Origin of the sequence: Shewanella corallii, assembly GCF_023349125.1 — a bacterium.
Classification (GTDB): domain Bacteria; phylum Pseudomonadota; class Gammaproteobacteria; order Enterobacterales; family Shewanellaceae; genus Shewanella; species Shewanella corallii.
The window spans coordinates 505,704-524,330 of record NZ_JAKIKT010000001.1 but is presented as its reverse complement, the minus strand read 5'-3'; the positions used below and the strand labels follow the sequence as shown (position 1 = coordinate 524,330).

The window sequence follows — 18,627 nt, the reverse complement described above, 5'->3', positions numbered from 1 at the left end:
TTCAGAGGGGAGAGGTTGCCCTTGCATAACGACACTTTGCATGTTCGTCATCTGGGTCGTCAGGACTATGAGACTGTCTGGCATGCGATGCAACACTACACAGATAACCGGGATGAAAACAGCCCAGACGAACTCTGGCTGGTAGAGCATCCACCGGTATTTACTCAAGGCCAGGCCGGCAAAGCGGAACACATACTGAATCCGGGAAACATCCCTGTTATTCAGGTGGATCGTGGCGGCCAGGTAACTTATCACGGTCCGGGTCAATTAGTGGCCTATCCCCTGCTTGATATCAAACGCCGTAAAGTCGGTGTCCGCCAGCTGGTGACCGAAATCGAACAGAGCCTGGTCGACCTGCTCAAGGGATATGGCATTGAAGCCTACGCTAAAGCTGACGCTCCGGGCGTCTACGTGAATGAGCGCAAAATAGCCTCTTTGGGTCTGAGGATCCGCAAAGGTTGTTCGTTCCACGGACTGGCTTTAAACGTAGATATGGACTTGGAACCCTTTCTGCGGATCAACCCCTGTGGCTATGCGGGACTGGAAATGGTCCAGTGTAAAGCCCTCGGCGGGCCGCAAACCGTTATTCAAGCTGGTGATGACCTGGTCACCACCTTTACCAAGCGTCTGAATTACGGCCAAGTGATTCACCTTGAAGGATTAGCAAACACACTATGAGCAGACCTGAGAGATTACAACCCGGAGTCAAACTCCGCGACGCCGACAAAGTCGCCCGTATCCCGGTTAAAGTCATGCCTTCCGAGCGCGAAGACATGCTGCGTAAGCCTGACTGGCTGAGAGTAAAACTGCCGGCATCCAGCCAGCGTATCGAAGGTATCAAGCAGGCGCTACGTAATAACGGTCTGCACTCTGTCTGTGAAGAAGCCTCCTGCCCTAACCTGGCAGAGTGTTTTAACCACGGCACAGCCACCTTTATGATTCTGGGTGCCATCTGTACCCGTCGTTGCCCATTCTGCGACGTGGCCCACGGCCGCCCGCTGAAGCCGGACGCTGAAGAACCAAAGAAACTGGCCAAAACCATCTCTGAGATGAAACTCAAGTATGTGGTCATCACCTCGGTTGACCGTGATGACCTGCGTGATGGTGGCGCTCAGCACTTTGCCGATTGTATCCGCGAAATCCGTGTGCTGAACCCGGAGATCAAGATTGAAATCCTGGTGCCTGACTTCCGTGGTCGTATCGACGCTGCCCTGGATATCCTGGCCACAGAGCCACCGGATGTATTCAACCACAACCTGGAAACCGCTCCGGCTCACTACCGTAAGGCCCGTCCGGGTGCCAACTATCAGTGGTCACTGGATCTGCTCAAGCGTTTTAAAGAGCGTCATCCGGATATCCCAACCAAGTCCGGCATTATGCTGGGTCTGGGCGAGACCAACGAAGAAATTGAACAGGTACTGCGTGATCTGCGTGAGCACAATGTTAACATGCTGACCCTGGGTCAGTACCTGCAGCCTTCCAAGTTCCACCTGCCGGTGAAGCGCTATGTAACTCCTCAGGAGTTCGATGCCTTCCACGACTATGCTACGGAAATTGGTTTTACCCATGCAGCCTGTGGTCCTCTGGTTCGTTCCAGCTACCATGCCGACCTGCAAGCCAAGGGTGTTGAAGTTAAATAGGCTCCAGCATACTGATAAAACAGCGCCAATTGGCGCTGTTTTTGTTTATGCAGCGGCGGTAAAACCCCACCATGGTGTAATTCTCTGCCGATTGATATCCCGGTATTATGTCCATAAACCGCACCTCGAATATGGAAATCAGGATAGTTCAAGATGAAGAAGCTTATTTTAACTGCGCTCCTCTCCCTCTCTTTTACCTCAGTCTCTGTACAGGCCAGAGATGATATTGGCGCATACTCTATTGCCGATACCATGGCGCGGCCTGTCGCTCAGAACAAGCTTGGCAATGATATCGCCTTCTACTTTGGTGAGCAGGCCTATGGCGAGGTTGAGCAGAACTTTGGTGAATTTAAAACCAACAAAAAAACCAATGCCTTTAATAAGACCGACGAAGAAGCCTGCCAGTGGGTATTTCTGTCAGCCATGATTTCCCTGAAACAGCGGGCAATCAAAGAGGGAGGCAATGCGGTGGTCAATATCAAGTCCAACTACAAAAATAACCTGACCTCAAGCACTGAGACTTTCCAGTGCGGGGCAGGTGCTTTGATTGCTGGTGTCGCCCTGACCGGAGATGTGGTCAAACTGAAAAACTAACTGTCAGAAAAAGCAGCACTTTTAGTGCCGCTTTTTCTTCAGCGGTAAGTTAATGCTCCGACCTGGCTTGCCTTAATACGGCCTCTGATACTCTGTTTGTCATTCTCGACAGGCCTACTGAACGGGAACATCAACTTAGGCAAAACAGATTATAACCATCGAGTTTAATTGATATATCAATTTTCAGTATCACCCTATACTGGGTCTATTGAAATTCGGAGGAACGCACTATGAACCAGATTAATATCGGCATTGAACAGGCAGATCGTGAAGCTATCGCCGCTGGATTGAACCAACTGCTGGCAGACACCTACAGCCTGTACCTGAAAACCCACAGCTTCCACTGGAACGTGACTGGCCCAATGTTCAACACATTGCACCTGATGTTTGAAGGTCAATACACAGAGCTGGCGTTGGCGGTAGACGTGATTGCTGAACGTGTTCGTGCTCTGGGTGCCCGCGCTCTGGGTTCATACAGTGCTTACGCCAAACTGACTCAAATCAGTGAAGACAACGGCGTATCTTCTGCCAAAGCCATGATTCAGGAGCTGTTGGAAGGCCAGGAGATTGTTATCCGTAACGCCCGCGCCCTGTACCCATTGGTGCAGAAAGCTGACGACGAAGCCACGGCAGACCTGCTGACCCAGCGTATTCAGCTGCATGAAAAAACCGCCTGGATGCTGCGCAGCCTGTTGGAAGAGTAACCAACTTCAGGTAGTTGTCGCTGCCACAATGAAGGAACGCAAAAAGTAAAACGGTCACCTGAGTGACCGTTTTTTATTTGCGCTTTTTCAGTGAGCCATCTTTACACCAAAGGCAGGCTCATCAGCACCGCATCTTCTGTACCGTCGGCGGTTTTGTAATAGCCCTTGCGCTCACCTGTGACTACAAAGCCCAGCTTCTGATAAAGGCCTATGGCACTGGCATTACCGGCGCGAACCTCCAACATTAGCTGTTCCGCCTCTGTTTGCTTCAGCCAGTCGATACCTGTTTGCATCAAAGCCTTCCCCCACCCCTGCCCCTGAGATTCAGGTGCCAGGCAAATATCCATGACAGTCGCCTCTTCAAACAGCTGGTGCAGAATAATAAAGCCCATCAGGAGGTCACCATCAAAGGCACCATAACAGCGGTAAAAGTTTCCAAAGCAGCTGGCGATGGTGTTCTCGCTCATAGGATGGCTATGGGCTGTGGCGGCAATCTTTGCCATCAGGGGGGCCTGTTCAACAGGTAATTGGCGGATTTCGGTACTCATCTTGATGCTCAATATTGGCTTTTATTTGTCGGCGACAGTAGCAGCTTGTTGTTGCCGGGCCTGTTGCCATTGCCAGATTTGCTGCCACAGAGCACGCTTCCCCTCACTGCCAGCCAGCAGTTTACTCAGAGGAGATGAGTAGATGGTGCCCGGCTTGTGTGGGCGATTCATCAGCCGCATATCCCAGATAACTCTGTCACCTGTCTGCATCTGATCGACAATATGAATATGCTCAGGATCGATATCGAGCACCTTGAGCACAGCAGCAACCAGAGGATGACCATCAAGCTGTCTGGGATCATCGCACAAGAGTAAGTTGCGAGGCTCACCTGTGCGGGGGCGCCAGCGGCTGATCCCCATGGCATCCAGATAATCTTGTTGTTTCATCGTGTTCCTGTCTTTAATTTGTGGCGTTTCAGCGTTTTGTTGCCGCTGTGCTGCTAAGGATACCAGCAGTTCTTCCATAAGACAGCTTCTCAAACCAGACTCACGCCATCAATACTCCGGCTGCGGATAAAACCGGCAGGGTTTCCCGCTTGCCTGGGGTAGAATGAAGCAAATATTTTGAGGACACACACATGAACAGCTATAGCTTCAGCCTGCTCACTGAAACCCCACTGGTCGAGATGGATGACTTTGAGAATATCCGCATGCAATTAATCCAGGTGGAATGCATCGACGCACTGATCCACTCAGTCAACGATAACCTGGTCCTGGATTTCGAGCGCAGAGCAGAGTCCGTAGAAGCCGCCATTGAAACCGTGAAAGAGGCCCTGAGCCACACTCATATCAAGGTGACAGACACTGTGATTATGGGTCAGTAAACCCATCCGCAAAGAAGATTGCTCTCATCAGAACCATTTCAGCCATTCGAGTACAATCCAAATTGGTGACGACATAGTGGCTCTATGACCAGGCAATTGGGGGCAGTAATCGTGTGGCCGACAGATATTAAAAAGCCGACAACTCAATGAGTGTCGGCTTTTTGTTTACCTGCTATCAACTAAGCGTTGGCGATTAAGCCTCTGGACGCATAGCTGGGAACAGGATCACGTCACGGATGGTGTGAGTGTTGGTGAACAGCATAACCAGACGGTCAATACCGATACCCTGGCCAGCAGTTGGTGGCAGGCCGTGTTCCAGAGCACGAACATAGTCAGCATCGTAGAACATAGCTTCGTCGTCACCAGCATCTTTAGCGTCAACCTGAGCCTTGAAGCGGGCATCCTGATCTTCAGCATCATTCAGCTCGCTGAAACCGTTAGCGACTTCACGACCACCGATGAAGAACTCGAAACGGTCGGTGATGAAGTCGTTACCATCGCTGCGACGGGCCAGCGGAGAGATATCTGCCGGGTAGCCGGTGATGAAGGTAGGCTGCATCAGCTTAGGCTCTGCGGTTTCACCGAAGATCTCTTCCAGCAGTTGACCACAGCTCCAGAAAGTTTCCACTTCAATGTGCAGGCTCTTGGCCAGCTTGCGCATGAAGTCTAGGTCTTTAACTTCTTCATAAGTCATGGCCTGAATGGTTTCATTTTCCGGGTTGTAGTGCTTGATCGCTTCCAGCATGGTCATACGGGTGTATGGACCACCGAAATCAATGGTGTGCTCGCCGTATGGCAGCTTGGTGTCACCACACAGATCTTTGGCGATAGAAGACAGCATCTCTTCAGTCAGGTCGATCAGATCGTTGTAATCAGCGTACGCCATATAGAATTCCATCATGGTGAATTCTGGGTTGTGGCGTGGAGACAGACCTTCGTTACGGAAGTTACGGTTGATTTCGAACACACGCTCGAAGCCACCAACAACCAGACGCTTCAGGTATAGCTCAGGAGCAATACGCAGGTACATGTCGATATCCAGCGCATTGTGATGAGTGATAAATGGACGGGCCGAAGCACCACCAGGGATCACGTGCATCATTGGCGTTTCAACTTCCATGAACTCTTTGTTGATCATGAAGTTACGGATAGCCTGCATCACCTTGGAGCGCATTTTGAACGCGTCACGGGATTCTTCGTTAACGATCAGGTCAACGTAACGCTGACGGTAACGGGTTTCCTGGTCAGTCAGACCGTGGAATTTTTCTGGCAGAGGACGCAGTGCTTTAGTCTGCAGCTGGTACTCGTCCATATTCACATACAGGTCGCCTTTACCAGACAGGTGCAGCTGACCGGTTACACCAATGATGTCACCGATATCCAGGCCCTGATATTGCTCTTTCAGTGCAGCCTGAACACCTTTGTCGGCATAAGCCTGAATACGTCCGGATACGTCCTGGATCACTAGGAAAGGGCCACGCTTGGCCATAACACGACCGGCGATGCTGGTGCGGAAACCCAAAGCCTCCAGCTCTTCCTTCGACTTAGCACCGAATTCAGCCTGCAGCTCGGCAGCCTTATGGGTGCGGCGGAAGGTGTTTGGGTGGCCGTTGGCAGGGCTGTCTTTACGGATGTGGTCCAACTTGGCACGACGTTCCGCAATCAGCTTGTTTTCATCTTGGATTTGAACTTGTTCAGTCATTTTCCGCTCTTCTCAATTACAGCCCGGACTTCAGGCTGGCTTCAATAAATTTATCCAGATCGCCGTCCAAAACGGCCTGGGTATTGCGATTTTCAACACCGGTACGCAAATCTTTAATCCGTGCGTCATCCAATACGTAGGAACGGATCTGGCTGCCCCAACCGATATCAGACTTGGCGTCTTCAGCGGCCTGGCGCTCGGCGTTCTGCTTCAGCATCTCCAGCTCATACAGTTTCGCTTTCAACTGTTTCATGGCCGTGTCCCGGTTTTTATGCTGGGAACGATCATTCTGACACTGTACTACCGTGTTTGTCGGAATGTGGGTGATACGGATCGCAGATTCAGTTCTGTTAACGTGCTGACCACCGGCACCAGATGCCCGGTAAGTATCGACACGCAAATCAGCAGGATTGATCTCAATCTCAATGGAATCATCGATTTCAGGGTAGACAAACACTGAGCAGAATGACGTATGACGACGGCCACTGGAGTCAAACGGAGACTTACGAACCAGACGGTGTACACCTGTCTCGGTACGCAACCAACCAAAGGCATATTCACCGCTGAACTGAATGGTCGCACTCTTGATACCGGCGACATCGCCGTCAGAGACTTCAATCAGTTGCGGGTTAAAACCATGGTCTTCGCCCCAACGCAGGTACATACGCAGCACCATGTTGGCCCAATCCTGAGCTTCAGTACCACCTGAACCAGACTGGATATCCAGATAACAGTTCAGATGATCATTGGTACCGGAGAACATACGACGGAACTCCAGTTCGGCCAGCTTGGCTTCCAGGTCATTCAGTTCATTGCTGGCATCGTTGAAGGTGTCTTCATCATCTTCTTCAACTGCCAGCTCCAGCAGACCTTCAACATCTTCCAGACCTGAGTCCAGGGTATCGATAGTCTTAACTACAGCTTCCAGGTTTGAACGTTCTTTACCCAAAGCCTGGGCACGTTCAGGGTCATTCCACACATCAGAGCTTTCCAGCTCACGCGTTACTTCTTCCAGACGCTCTTGTTTGGCGTCATAGTCAAAGATACCCCCTAAGGAGCATAGTGCGGTCAGCCAGCTCCTTAATCTTGAATTTCACCGGATTTACTTCAAACATTGACCTGATAATCCTATGGTTTGACGAGTGATATTTGGCATGCCGACCCGGCTGACAATTGTCCCCGGCTCTACCTGCACATAAAAACCGCGTATTTTAACTTATGAATACACAATTACCAATGCCGCAGAGCCGGTATTACAGGGGAATATTGCAAATAATTTTCCCTTACTTCTCACTGCCGTCGGCGGCTTAAGGCATTTTCGATTAAAGCTGAAAACGCCTCATGCCGGTCAACGGTTATTCAGCAGCTTACCCCACTCAAGTTGCCGCTTTTTCAACGCAGCATTAAATCGCGTGCATCTTCATCATTTTTTTAAGAAAGTGCGCGGTTGGTCCACAGAAGCATCACGCTTTCCTCCTCCATATCAGAGACACAAGTTGCACTCGCTGCAGCTTGCTATCTGGCGTCTATACTCAAATCAGAGCACAGAACTTAATCATCAATCTTCAGACAAACCTCAGGTGCAAAAGGACAAGCAGAGGACTATGGATACCAAACACACTCGCTGCAGTTACCATGAGCAAGGTGGCCACAAGTGCCATGAGACCGCAGGTAAGTCAGGTCTCTGCTACTGGCACGACCCCAACATCACCAAAAACCATCCTGAAGACAAAGAGCGACTGGAAGAGTACGCCAAAAACGGCGGCCAACTGCGGGGCATCAGCTTACGCAGAGCGGACCTGGAAGGCATAGATCTGGTTAATCATCACCATAAGCAGGGCTATGATATGGCTCACGCGGATTTCTATCGTGCCAATCTCTCCGGTGCCCACCTGTTCCACCTTAAGCTCAACGATGCCAATTTGATGAAAGCCGATCTGCGGGACGCCAACCTGCATATGGCAGATGTGGATAATGCCAACCTGCTGGGGGTCAAGTGGAACGGTGCCAAGATTGAGAATGTTAATGTTGGCCGTCGCTTAATGCAGGAAAGGCTGGCGGATAAAGCGCTGGAGGTGAATGAGAACGATATTGCCCTGGATTATTATGAGCAGGCTGAGGAGATCTATCGTGATCTGCGTAAGGCTGCTGAGCGGGAAGGCTTATTTGGCATGTCGGGCAACTATATTCGCCATGAGCTAACTATGCGCCGCTACCAGATGCCGAAGATATCCACCGAACGCAGCGTTTCCAAGCTGATCGATCTCTTCTGTGGTTATGGAGAAGCGCCACTGCGGGTAGTAGGCTTCTCAATGGTGCTGATCTTAATCTGTGCTGTTTGCTATTTCTTTACCGGCCTGAGCTATGGTGGCGAAGAACTGGTATTCAACCCGACTGAATCAATATCAGAGCAGTTCTCGCTGTTCTTCAACTGCCTTTATTATTCGGTCGTCACCTTTACCACCCTGGGCTACGGTGACTTTACGCCCATAGGCTACTCCAGGGCGGTAGCCGCCTTTGAAGCCTTCACCGGCAGTTTCACCATCGCCTTGTTCGTAGTGGTATTTGTGAAAAAGATGACCCGCTGACCATTCCCCCGGAAACGGCTGATGAGTGTAGGGGAGAGACAGGTCAGTGGTCTCGCATCTCCCACATCTCCAGTAAATGGTGAGCCCTGAGCGTCATCCATAAGAGCGACGCCATCGTCAGATTGTACAGAATGAAAGCCTTAACCAGTTCACTGCTCAGGGTATGTATCACTGACAGAAAAAGAAAAACCAGAAAGGCCGCCACCGCCAGAACAATCTCTACAGCAAAACGGGCAATTTTGAGCTTAACTTTGGCACTTTCCATCCACTTATCACTTTGTCCTTCCATACCCTGCTCTGCTCAGTTTCAATATTAACGGCAGCATCTTAATCATCCCCGGTTTGGGGTCAAGATGGAGTATTGTCAGCTGTCGCGCCCATCACTAATTCACTCCCCAACACCAACAAATGTGACACTCATCACCACCAACCAACCAGCGATCAAGCGAGACACTCAATTAGCAAAGGCTTTGTGAGCAACACCTCAATTAGCACACAAATGAAGACTGGCCAGACCGTGAGATTACAGGCCGGTGAGTATACTTGGCCGGATCTGTCGGCCTGCAGTCTCAGGCCGGATGCATGTTTCAGGACGATAAGGTCTTTCCATGATAGAACTGATTATTGACGGACAAACCGTGACCGCCGAAAGCGGCGAGACGCTGTTGACCTGTGCCACCCGCGCCGGGATTGAGATCCCCCGCCTGTGCCACCAGTTCCCCCACGACACAGATGCCGACATAGGCAACCCACAAAAACAAGACTGTAACCTGTGCGTGGTGGAGATCCTTCAAGCTCCCCCTACAAATAATGAACAGGCGGCCACAGCCTGTCAGACTCATGGTTCCTGTGAAAAAGTTAACGCCTGCAAGACAGAGGTCAGCAACGGCCTGATAGTCACCACCCAGTCGGCTCAATTGAGCAAGCTGAGACAGGATGCCCTGCAAACCATTCTTTCAGACCACTTTGCCGACTGTGAAGCCCCCTGTCAGCGTGCCTGCCCGGCTGGTGTTGATGTGCAGCAGTACCTGTATCACATCGCCCAGGGCAACCACACCGAAGCGGTAAAAATCATCAAGCAAACTCTGCCGCTGCCTTTGAGTATCGGTCGTGTATGCCCTGCCTTCTGTGAGTCTGAATGCCGTCGCGGCTTGATTGATGAGCCTCTGGCAATTCGTCAGCTTAAGCGTCATGCCGCCGATCTGGATCTGAATGATGAAGACCCATGGATGCCTGAGCGCGAAGCTGATACGGGTAAGAAGGTGGCCATTATCGGTGCCGGACCAGCTGGTCTGGCTGCCGGATACTTCCTGTCCAATCAGGGCCATGAGGTCACTATTTTCGACAGCGCCCCTCAGGCCGGTGGCTGGCTGAGATACGGTATTCCCGAGTACCGCCTGCCTAAAGCGATCCTCGATAAAGAGATTGAACTCTTATGCCGCAACGGTCTGAATATTCAAACCAACACCCGTCTGGGCCAGGATATTCAGCTGGGCAATCTGGTAGAAAGTTATGACGCAGTATGTCTGGCTATTGGTGCCCAGAAAGCCGTGCCTATGGACTATCCCGGCAGTGATTTAGCCGGTTGCTATCTGGGCGTGGACTACCTGCGCGACTACTGCACAGAAAAGACCTACAGCACAGGCCAGAAAGTGGCAGTAATTGGCGGTGGTAACACGGCCATCGACTGCGCCCGTACTGCCCTCCGCGACGGCGCCGATGTCACCCTTATCTATCGCCGTACCCGCGAAGAGATGCCAGCTGAGCCCTATGAAATTCATGAGGCCGAGGTAGAAGGGGTTAAATTCCACTTCCTCACCAATCCGCTGGAAAACCACGCCGATGACAATGGCCGGGTAAACTCAGTCACCTTCTCCAAAATGGCATTGGGTGAGCCAGATACCTCAGGTCGCCGCGCGCCGGTTGCCACCGGGGAAACCTTTACCGAAGCGTTCGATACGGTAATTGCAGCTGTATCTCAGATGCCGGATATGGAGTTCCTTAAGTATCCGGAAAGCCAGCTGTCCAATGGCCAAATCGCCCTGACCCGCTGGAACACCTTTGCCGGTTGCGAACATACCATGTCAGCCGGTATCGAGAAGCTGTTTGTTATTGGTGATTCCCGTACTGGCCCGGCGACAGCTGTGGCAGCAATCGGTGATGGTCGCCGCGCCGCTGAAGCAATTCACAAGCAACTGTCTACCGGTCTGGTGTGTGAGCTGGTGCCTGAGCAGTTCAATGCTGCCAAGGCCAAAAAGACCGCCACACTGGATACCAGTTTGTATCCCAATATCCCGGTTGAACCCAGAGTTAAAATGCCTGAGCTGACACCGGCTCAGCGTGAGCAGAATTTTGCCGAGGTGGAGCTAGGCTTTGGCTATGACTCAGCCCTGAAAGAAGCCGCCCGCTGTCTTGAATGTGCCTGTCAGGCCAACAAGCAGTGTGACCTGCGGGACTATGCCACTGAGTACAGGGTCGATGCCAAAGCCATCGCACAGGATGCGCCAACTCAGGCCCGCCGCTTTACCGTGGACACCAGTGCGCCCTTTATCACCTTCGATGCCAACCGCTGTATCAGTTGTGGCGCCTGCGTCGATATGTGTCAGCGTCAGTCCGGCCATAAGGCGATCTGCTTTGAAGAGGCCAGTTTCTCTGCGATTCCGGGCTGCAGCGCCAATGACAGCGTGAACAAAGATGCGATTCGTCGTGCACCACGCGCCGGATTCAGCGTTTCCATGGCCGACTCCAACTGTGTGCAATGTGGTAACTGTGTGCAGGTATGTCCTACCGGCGCCTTGGTGGATGCCAGAGACAAGTCTCAGGCGCGTGCCAAAACTGAGCTGGACAGGATCTCCACCGTCTGTACTTACTGTGGCGTTGGCTGCCGGGTAGAGATGCATGTGGACAAAGCCAGCAACCGCATTATGCGGGTAACAGGTGACACTGAGTCTCTGGTCAACGAGGGCATGCTGTGCGTTAAAGGGCGTTTCGGCTTTGATTTTGTTCAGAGCCCAGAGCGTCTGACCACGCCTATGATACGTAAGCAGGGGCAGCTGGTCCCGGTCAGCTGGGATGAAGCCATCAGTCATGTAGCTCGCAGGCTGGCGGAAATTAAAGCCGAGTATGGCAGTGACTCACTGGCGACCCTGGCATCTGCCAAGGCCACCAACGAAGAGAACTTCCTGCTGCAAAAATTTACCCGCAGCGTGCTGGGCACCAACAATATCGACCACTGTGCCCGTCTGTGTCACGCCTCAACGGTGAGTGCGCTGTACGACACCCTGGGCAGCGGCGCCATGACCAATGATATTCCGGGCATTGCCGAGTCTGACCTCATCTTTATTCTGGGCTCAGACACGACCTGCGCTCACCCGATTATCGCCTCGCGCATTCGTGAAGCGGTTAGCACAGGCAAGGCCCGTCTGGTGGTAGTCGACCCGAAACGGGTTGAGATTGCCGACAGCGCCGAGCTTTATCTGGCCCAGCGCCCTGGCACAGATGTGATGCTGCTGAACGCCATCATGCAGCAGATTTTGGTTAACGGCTGGCAGGATAATGCCTATATCGCCGCACGTACTGAGCAGTTCGACGCAGTGCGCGCTGAGGTGATGAAGAGTGATTACAGCCTGGACAATGCCGCTATTATTACCGGTATTGCCGCTGACGATATTGCCAGATTGGCAAAACTTATCGGTACTGCCGACAAGACTGCCATCTACTACGCCATGGGCATTACCCAGCATACCTGCGGCCATGACAACGTACTGGCTATCTCCAACCTGCAGCTGATGCTGGGCAATATCGGCCTTGAAGGCGCAGGTATTAACCCGCTGCGTGGTCAGAGCAACGTACAGGGCAGTTGTGATATGGGCGCCCTGCCCAACTATCTGCCCGGCTATAAAAAGCTGGTGGACGCCGATAACCGTGCGCCGGTTGAAGCGGCCTGGAATGTCACCCTGCCGACGCAGGAAGGTATCCCGGCCTCCTATATGATGAAGTCGCTGGTGTCCGGCAAGCTTAAAGCCATGTACATCATGGGTGAAAACCCAGTACTCAGCGACCCGGATCAGGCCCATGTACTGGATGGTCTGGCAGCTGCCGAGTTTATTGTGGTGCAGGATATCTTCCTCACAGAAACCGCAGCGCTTGCTGATGTGGTGCTGCCTGCCGCGGCTTTTGCCGAGAAGCGTGGTCACTTCACCAATACCGAGCGTCGGGTGCAGCAGTTGCAACCTGCCGTGACCTCTCCGGGCCAGGCCAGAATGGATTGGCAGATTGTTCAGGCCGTCGCCAACGCCATGGGCGCCGATTGGCACTATGAAGCGGAAGAGCAAATCTGGCGCGAGGTAAACCAGCTGACCCCTCAATACCGGGGCATCACCTGGGAGCGCGTCGCGCCTACCTCAATCAAGGGTAAACAGGGTCTGCAGTGGCCATGTCTGGATGAGCAGCATCCAGGCACCCGTATCATGCACCAGACTCAGTTTATCCGCGGCGCTCAGGCCAAATTTGAGCCGGTCAGCTTCCGCCTGCCAGCCGAAATGCCCTGTGAAGAATACCCTCTGGTGCTCTCAACCGGTCGTCTGCTGGAGCAGTTCCACACAGGGACTCTGACCCGCAAGACCAAAGGTCTGGATATGCTGGCAAGCCCACGGGTAATGATGTCGGTATTCGATGCTGAGCAGCTTGGGGTGAACAATGGCGATATGCTGAAGCTGGCGACCCGCCGCGGCGAAATCACCATTCGGGCCTTTGTGACCCGCCGCGCCCAGGCTGGCGTACTGTTCCTGCCATTCCACTTTGTGGAAGCGGCGGCCAACAAGCTGACCATCAATGCCCTGGACCCGGTTGCTCATATTCCTGAGTACAAGTTCTGCGCCGTACGCGCCGAGAATTTGGGGGCCATGGAAGGTTATGGCGATACCCTTGATGAGGTGTTGAATGACACATCATTGGAGCGTGAAGGTATTCCAGCGGCATAATCCGGTAAGCTGAGGATCAGCTTACTGTCCATCTTTTGATGGAATAAAACACCCTGGCAGGGTCTGCTTGCCAGGGTGTTTTTTTGCCGGTTTGCTGACTGGCTGGCAGCTTGATTATGGACTTGCAGTCCATTGTGGACTGCGGCACTGTGAAGCTAGCCAAGCTGCGCTTGGCCGAAGTCGTGGGTCTCCAACCCACACCCGGGTCAGGGGCGTTGCTCGTCCAACGCCCCTAACAACCCCAAGGACGCCCCAACCAACGCTGACAACTCCTCGGCCTTATGCTGAAAATTGGCTAACGCGACAGACGCTCGTCCATGATTCGACTGTCGCTGCTTCGGCATCCATGCCTCACTACGCCATTTTCAGCAACACCCTCGGCAGCGTCGGACGGGGACAAGATGCAACATGCAACTCCTGAGTATGTCGTTTATGCCCCAAAGTTGTATATTCGAGCCGGTCATCTCATTAAATCGGAGATAACAGGAAACGACTCCTGTTATCGCACTCTGCACATCCACGTTTATCTGCTGAACAGCTAGAAAGTGTCGAGTTTTTAGCCTATTAATGATAACGTTTACCCAATAGGCGTGAAGGCTGGTGCGAGATAACGAGACGTCTCGATTTGTCCGTAAAGTTATCTATCCATAGATACTTTCAGTAGCAGGTTTAGTGACTAAAACGGATGGTTAGCTTGGTCACGCAAAAATGGATAAATAGGCACTCTCGTTATTAAAATATTAAGCCTGCATAGGAATCACCATGTGGCTATTTAAAAAACAAGAAATAAAAGATATTACAAATCTAAACTCAGATGATCATGCTTGGTCTGTTATAGAAGTTAGCGGTGGTGAAGGACCTATGCTAGTTCGTGTAAATGACACCGCTAAAGAATGGGCTAAGCATCCTAAATTAACTATTAGAGTTGGATTTGCCATACCACTAAAAACGCAAAATCCAGACGGTATGCCCAATCCAGAAGAAAATAAAGCGTTTAATAAAATAGAAGACGAGTTGTGTAATTTAATCTCAAAAACAGGCCCATCGATCCAGGTTTTAGCGGTTACTACTGGCACCTTCAAAGAGTTCGTCTTCTATATTGAAAATGCTTCTGGTATTGAAGGGGCTCATAAAGAAGCAATCACTAAATTTTCAGAATATGAGGTTCAATGTTACGGCGAAAACGATCCAAAATGGCAAGGTTATTTCCAGTGGCAAAAAGCGTAACAAAGCTAGGCAAAACCGGCAGTGCGGAAAGTGCGCTGCCTCGACTCGCTACACTACGTTTCGCTCCCGGTTGCTAGCGGCGTTATATTCCATGGAGTTTTTAGCTTTTGCAATTTGAGCAGATACATTCCCGAATCAACATCGATTCGGCCATTTTCACATTTGGCGTTCCAAAGGAATCACCAAACTCATTTTGTTATAGGATCTTTTGCGCTGGAGAAAGCTCTCATTCGGTAGAACAGTTTGATCCTAGTAGCCTTGACGAACTGAAAGTCATCGTCAATAAATTAAGCCAGCTAAGCCCCGACAAGCCTCGAACAAGAATCAAAATAAAAGTTAATAGATTTATGTCAGTTCGGCTAAGTTTTAAAAAATATGATGAAGAAAAAGGCTTTAAGGTTAAAGCTTACATTCTTGGCTTTCTCTATTTTAGTAGTGCAGGCTTTTTAGGAAGCTACGTGAAAGTTCAGCAGCTTAAGAACTTAATTACCTATCTTAATAAATGTATCGAATCAAAAAGTGACGTATAACAAAAAGTTATGTCGCCCGCAGGTGGCTTCGCTATTCTAGCCAGCCTGTTTGTGTCCCATATTTAAGTGTTACATCCCCACGAGCCGAAAGTAACTTCTGTCCCAGAGTCATTTTCTCCTGACTTGAAGGTTGCACCATGTCCCCATCAGAAGTTGCCGGACGACTGCATGGATGCAGGAGGTAGAATGAAGCAGGATGCCAGAATCGAGAGGTTTTCATGACATAGGTGGCGCTGAGCCGGAGGCGAGTTTTGTGCAGCAATAAGCGCTCGAACGCGAACTGGCGTTAGGCGCGGATGCACATGGCTTAGATGTTCGGCCAGGCAAAGCTTGGCTATAGTTCCGGGCATTCGGGGCATTACACCAGCAATGGTGTAAACTCCACTCTGAACTAACACAGTGATAATGAGGACAATATGCAAGAGGACGCCACGTATTTGGGCACGCTGAAGCGTGTTTTTGGCTTTGAAGGATTACGTGGGGGTCAGCAGGCTGTGGTGGATAAAGTGCTGGCGGGACATTCGGCAGCAGCGATTTTTCCAACCGGCTCCGGTAAGTCATTGTGTTATCAGTTGCCGGCGTTGCATTTACCTCATTTGACTCTGGTGATCTCTCCGCTGCTGGCGCTGATGAAAGATCAGTTGGATTTCCTGCGTTCAAAAGGGATTGCAGCGGCATCTATTGACTCTTCACTGACCTATGATGAGTCCCGTGAAGTGATGCGCTCGGTGAAAGCGGGGGAAACCAGGATTCTGATGATCTCTGTGGAGCGTCTGAAGAATGAGCGTTTCCGTCAGTTTATTGGGTCTGTGCCTATCTCTTTGCTGGTTGTTGACGAAGCCCACTGTATCTCCGAATGGGGGCATAACTTCCGCCCGGATTACCTGAAACTTCCAGCTTATCGCAATCAGCTGAATATCCCTCAGGTGTTGTTGCTGACCGCCACGGCTACCCCTCAGGTGATTGAGGATATGCGCAGTAAGTTTGGTATTGAGCAGGAAGATGTAGTGGTCACCGGCTTTTACCGGCAGAACCTCGACCTTAATGTGCTGCCCTGCAAAGAGCAGGAGAAAGCCTCTGCCCTGCTGGGCTTATTGCAAAGTGTCCCCTTCCCTCAGCCCACCATAGTCTATGTAACCTTGCAGCAAACTGCTGAAAGTGTTGCCCGGCACCTGCAATCCAATGGCGTCGCCACGCAGGCGTATCATGCCGGGATGGCCAGCGATGATCGCCAGCGTATTCAAAACGCCTTTATGCAGGGAGAGGTCAACTGCATTGTGGCGACCATTGCCTTCGGTATGGGGGTTGATAAATCAGATATCCGCGCCGTGATCCATTACGATTTGCCAAAGTCCGTGGAGAATTACAGCCAGGAGATCGGCCGCGCCGGACGCGATGGGTTGCCATCTATGTGCAGCGTGCTGGCCAACCGCGAGTCGGTCAGCGTGCTGGAGAACTTTGTCTACGGTGATACCCCGGATCAAATGGCGATTCGTACCGTTATAGATGAAATCGGCGCTACACCAGCAGGTAAGCAGTGGGAGGTAATGCTTACCCGCCTGTCCAGAGACAGCAATGTGCGTCAGCTGCCCCTGAAAACCTTGCTGGTTTACCTCGAACTGGCGGGGGTTATTGAGCCCCAGTTCAGTTACTTCGCCGACTATCGCTTCAAAATGTTAGTACCTGAAGAGCAGGTGTTGAATCAATTTGAGGGTGAAAGAAAGCTGTTTGTTGAAGCTCTGCTGCAGGCTTCCCCCAAGTCCAGAACCTGGCATACGGTGGACTTCGATGCTCTGTGGCAAACCTGTCAGGGCGATAGAAAACGTGCTGTTGCGGCGCTGGACTACTTTGCTGACAAAGGTTGGATTGAACTGGAAAGCAAGCAGATGACAGATGTCTACCGCGTTAATCAACTTCATGCCTGTCAGGGCCAGGAGGCGGAGCGACTGAGCCAGGAAATGCATCATCTTTTCCTGTCCAAGGAGCGCTCGGAAATCAATCGTGTTCACGCTATGCTGGCTCTGTTTGAAACTGATACCTGTCTGAGTCATCGCCTGGCGAGTTACTTCGCCGATACCCAGGCACCGGTGCAATGCGGGCACTGCTCTGTATGTCGTGGTCAGGTTGCGACACTGCCCAGTGCCAGCGTTCAGGAGAGCATAGACTCAGCGGCTTTGCAGCGCCTCATTCAGCCGCTGAAAGACGCTGCCGCCAAAGATGGCATAGAGCTCACCGCTGAAGCCGCAACCCGATTCCTGTGTGGCATTGCCGCGCCGCTGACCGGACGCCTGCGTGCAGGTAAGATGGAAGGATTTGGTAAGCTCAGCCAATATCCCTTTGATGAAGTAAAGCAAAAGGTGCAGACACTGAAAAGCTAGTTTACTGCCCGGCGCCAAAGGAGAATGGGAGTCAATATGGACAAGAAAAACAGTAATGGTGATTCTCGCAACAACCGCTTGTCGCTTGGAATTGGTATAGGCGTAGCCATAGGATCAGGTGTAGGACTGGCGCTGGGCAATTTAGCTCTGGGCGTCGGTATTGGCATTGCCATTGGTGTCGCCTTTGCTTTGGGGTTTCAAAAGAAGCCCCATGACGACGAACAATAGCGAACGCTTTTCAGATAACACGGAAATCAAAGCGCCATGCCCAACAAGCACAGTCTCATCATCTTAAAAAGTATTGATGATGTGAAAAAGCTTTACCGGGAACATCCGGACGTCAGGGATGATTCCCTCTCCTGCCTGCAAAGCTACATTGTGGGCCCAAATGACATTATTGATATGACATCATATCAATTTGAATTTGAGCCCTATATATCGTTGGCTCATTCCCTAGGAATGGATCACTTCGGGATAGACAGCTCGGGCAAGCGACTCTATCTGACTCATATTAATCTGGGCGGCCACACCGCATTATGTACCGTCAGGCCAGTCACCTTTGAGCAAGTGCAGGATATGGAATATCTGCAGCATCTGTTGAGTAACTACTGCGGAAACCTGGAGTGGAAGGCGATAAAACTTGGAGAGGTTCAACTCTGAGGAGTCAGGGACTTCCCGGCGTAATTTGCCATTAGCGCTCTTATCCCCGGCCATGGAGTCCAGGTGTTACTCTGTCTACTTAACAAAGTGGATAACCACGCTGTTACGACCTGAACGATAAAGATTCATGCCATACCCGTTCCTGTGGCCGTGATTGTGTTATCAACACTGTAGAAGGTGTTTTTTCTACCCCAACAGTCAATAGTGGCTTAGTCGCAGATTAACAAGGCAAAAGTGGTCAACAGCAAGC

Annotated in this window: 17 protein-coding genes; 12 read left to right on the top strand and 5 right to left on the bottom strand. The window is 51.4% G+C overall.

What is annotated here, in order from left to right:
* Positions 1-21 precede the first annotated feature (21 nt).
* The 4 genes from lipB to dpsA all read left to right on the top strand — a co-directional run bounded on the left by lipB (position 22) and on the right by dpsA (position 2,938).
* Positions 22-678 (top strand): lipoyl(octanoyl) transferase LipB, encoded by a 657-nt coding sequence (gene lipB, locus L2725_RS02170; RefSeq protein ID WP_248934240.1) that lies wholly within the window; start codon positions 22-24, stop codon positions 676-678.
* Positions 675-1,640, top strand: a complete 966-nt coding sequence (lipA, locus tag L2725_RS02165; RefSeq protein ID WP_115138047.1) for a lipoyl synthase — start codon at positions 675-677, stop codon at positions 1,638-1,640. Before lipB ends, lipA begins: the two co-directional genes overlap by 4 nt.
* Positions 1,641-1,793: 153 nt before the next feature.
* Positions 1,794-2,234: a hypothetical protein gene (locus L2725_RS02160; protein ID WP_249247429.1), complete on the top strand. Its 441-nt coding sequence runs from the start codon at positions 1,794-1,796 to the stop codon at positions 2,232-2,234.
* Between the two features lie 230 nt (positions 2,235-2,464).
* Positions 2,465-2,938, top strand: a complete 474-nt coding sequence (dpsA, locus tag L2725_RS02155) for a DNA starvation/stationary phase protection protein DpsA (RefSeq protein WP_115138049.1) — start codon at positions 2,465-2,467, stop codon at positions 2,936-2,938.
* Between the two features lie 101 nt (positions 2,939-3,039).
* Here dpsA and rimI read toward each other — a convergent pair whose 3' ends face one another.
* Complete coding sequence (gene rimI, locus L2725_RS02150) at positions 3,040-3,486, bottom strand: ribosomal protein S18-alanine N-acetyltransferase (protein ID WP_249247428.1); 447 nt, start codon at positions 3,484-3,486, stop codon at positions 3,040-3,042.
* 21 nt (positions 3,487-3,507) lie between these two features.
* Positions 3,508-3,873, bottom strand: coding sequence for a DNA polymerase III subunit psi (locus L2725_RS02145; protein ID WP_249247426.1), 366 nt, complete (start codon positions 3,871-3,873; stop codon positions 3,508-3,510).
* A 191-nt stretch (positions 3,874-4,064) separates the two neighbouring features.
* Here L2725_RS02145 and L2725_RS02140 point away from each other — a divergent pair, with 191 nt between their 5' ends.
* On the top strand, positions 4,065-4,310 hold the full coding sequence (locus tag L2725_RS02140; RefSeq protein ID WP_249247424.1) for a hypothetical protein: 246 nt from the start codon (positions 4,065-4,067) through the stop codon (positions 4,308-4,310).
* Positions 4,311-4,503: 193 nt separating this feature from the next.
* Here the strand turns inward: L2725_RS02140 and lysS are convergent, their stop codons facing one another.
* Both lysS and prfB read right to left on the bottom strand, forming a co-directional pair.
* Entirely contained in the window at positions 4,504-6,012 is a 1,509-nt protein-coding gene (lysS, locus tag L2725_RS02135; protein ID WP_115138053.1) for a lysine--tRNA ligase, read from the bottom strand.
* A gap of 16 nt (positions 6,013-6,028) precedes the next feature.
* A protein-coding gene (prfB, locus tag L2725_RS02130; RefSeq protein WP_162807244.1) for a peptide chain release factor 2 occupies positions 6,029-7,127 on the bottom strand; the annotation gives its coding sequence in 2 pieces (ribosomal slippage) (positions 6,029-7,051 and positions 7,053-7,127; 1,098 coding nt in all).
* A gap of 489 nt (positions 7,128-7,616) precedes the next feature.
* Between prfB and L2725_RS02125 the strand changes: the two genes are divergently transcribed.
* On the top strand, positions 7,617-8,600 hold the full coding sequence (locus tag L2725_RS02125) for a pentapeptide repeat-containing protein (protein ID WP_115138055.1): 984 nt from the start codon (positions 7,617-7,619) through the stop codon (positions 8,598-8,600).
* 43 nt (positions 8,601-8,643) lie between these two features.
* Here the strand turns inward: L2725_RS02125 and L2725_RS02120 are convergent, their stop codons facing one another.
* Positions 8,644-8,889 carry a hypothetical protein gene (locus L2725_RS02120; RefSeq protein ID WP_249247423.1) on the bottom strand — a complete coding sequence of 82 codons (246 nt, stop codon included), beginning with the start codon at positions 8,887-8,889 and terminating at the stop codon, positions 8,644-8,646.
* Positions 8,890-9,208: 319 nt separating this feature from the next.
* Here L2725_RS02120 and fdhF point away from each other — a divergent pair, with 319 nt between their 5' ends.
* The 6 genes from fdhF to L2725_RS02090 all read left to right on the top strand — a co-directional run bounded on the left by fdhF (position 9,209) and on the right by L2725_RS02090 (position 18,377).
* A complete protein-coding gene (fdhF, locus tag L2725_RS02115) occupies positions 9,209-13,582 on the top strand; it encodes a formate dehydrogenase subunit alpha (RefSeq protein ID WP_249247421.1) in 4,374 nt (1,457 codons plus the stop codon).
* Positions 13,583-14,344: 762 nt separating this feature from the next.
* Positions 14,345-14,809: a DUF695 domain-containing protein gene (locus L2725_RS02110; protein WP_249247420.1), complete on the top strand. Its 465-nt coding sequence runs from the start codon at positions 14,345-14,347 to the stop codon at positions 14,807-14,809.
* Positions 14,810-14,916: 107 nt separating this feature from the next.
* Positions 14,917-15,339 carry a hypothetical protein gene (locus L2725_RS02105; protein WP_249247419.1) on the top strand — a complete coding sequence of 141 codons (423 nt, stop codon included), beginning with the start codon at positions 14,917-14,919 and terminating at the stop codon, positions 15,337-15,339.
* A 416-nt stretch (positions 15,340-15,755) separates the two neighbouring features.
* The gene (locus L2725_RS02100; RefSeq protein ID WP_249247418.1) at positions 15,756-17,717 is read left to right on the top strand and encodes a RecQ family ATP-dependent DNA helicase; all 1,962 of its coding nucleotides are present in this window, start codon (positions 15,756-15,758) and stop codon (positions 17,715-17,717) included.
* A 36-nt stretch (positions 17,718-17,753) separates the two neighbouring features.
* Entirely contained in the window at positions 17,754-17,945 is a 192-nt protein-coding gene (locus L2725_RS02095; RefSeq protein ID WP_248934227.1) for a glycine zipper domain-containing protein, read from the top strand.
* A gap of 36 nt (positions 17,946-17,981) precedes the next feature.
* On the top strand, positions 17,982-18,377 hold the full coding sequence (locus L2725_RS02090; RefSeq protein ID WP_249247417.1) for a hypothetical protein: 396 nt from the start codon (positions 17,982-17,984) through the stop codon (positions 18,375-18,377).
* The last annotated feature ends 250 nt before the right edge of the window (positions 18,378-18,627 follow it).

Bases quoted from the DNA above. Each gene is read 5' to 3' on its own strand.
- L2725_RS02100 (WP_249247418.1), top strand. From the start codon at position 15,756: ATGCAAGAGGACGCCACGTATTTGGGCACGCTGAAGCGTGTTTTTGGC.
- L2725_RS02090 (WP_249247417.1), top strand. From the start codon at position 17,982: ATGCCCAACAAGCACAGTCTCATCATCTTAAAAAGTATTGATGATGTG.
- L2725_RS02140 (WP_249247424.1), top strand. From the start codon at position 4,065: ATGAACAGCTATAGCTTCAGCCTGCTCACTGAAACCCCACTGGTCGAG.
- L2725_RS02110 (WP_249247420.1), top strand. From the start codon at position 14,345: ATGTGGCTATTTAAAAAACAAGAAATAAAAGATATTACAAATCTAAAC.
- dpsA (WP_115138049.1), top strand. From the start codon at position 2,465: ATGAACCAGATTAATATCGGCATTGAACAGGCAGATCGTGAAGCTATC.
- fdhF (WP_249247421.1), top strand. From the start codon at position 9,209: ATGATAGAACTGATTATTGACGGACAAACCGTGACCGCCGAAAGCGGC.
- rimI (WP_249247428.1), bottom strand. From the start codon at position 3,486: ATGAGTACCGAAATCCGCCAATTACCTGTTGAACAGGCCCCCCTGATG.
- lysS (WP_115138053.1), bottom strand. From the start codon at position 6,012: ATGACTGAACAAGTTCAAATCCAAGATGAAAACAAGCTGATTGCGGAA.
- lipA (WP_115138047.1), top strand. From the start codon at position 675: ATGAGCAGACCTGAGAGATTACAACCCGGAGTCAAACTCCGCGACGCC.
- L2725_RS02125 (WP_115138055.1), top strand. From the start codon at position 7,617: ATGGATACCAAACACACTCGCTGCAGTTACCATGAGCAAGGTGGCCAC.
- L2725_RS02095 (WP_248934227.1), top strand. From the start codon at position 17,754: ATGGACAAGAAAAACAGTAATGGTGATTCTCGCAACAACCGCTTGTCG.
- L2725_RS02120 (WP_249247423.1), bottom strand. From the start codon at position 8,889: ATGGAAGGACAAAGTGATAAGTGGATGGAAAGTGCCAAAGTTAAGCTC.
- L2725_RS02145 (WP_249247426.1), bottom strand. From the start codon at position 3,873: ATGAAACAACAAGATTATCTGGATGCCATGGGGATCAGCCGCTGGCGC.
- L2725_RS02160 (WP_249247429.1), top strand. From the start codon at position 1,794: ATGAAGAAGCTTATTTTAACTGCGCTCCTCTCCCTCTCTTTTACCTCA.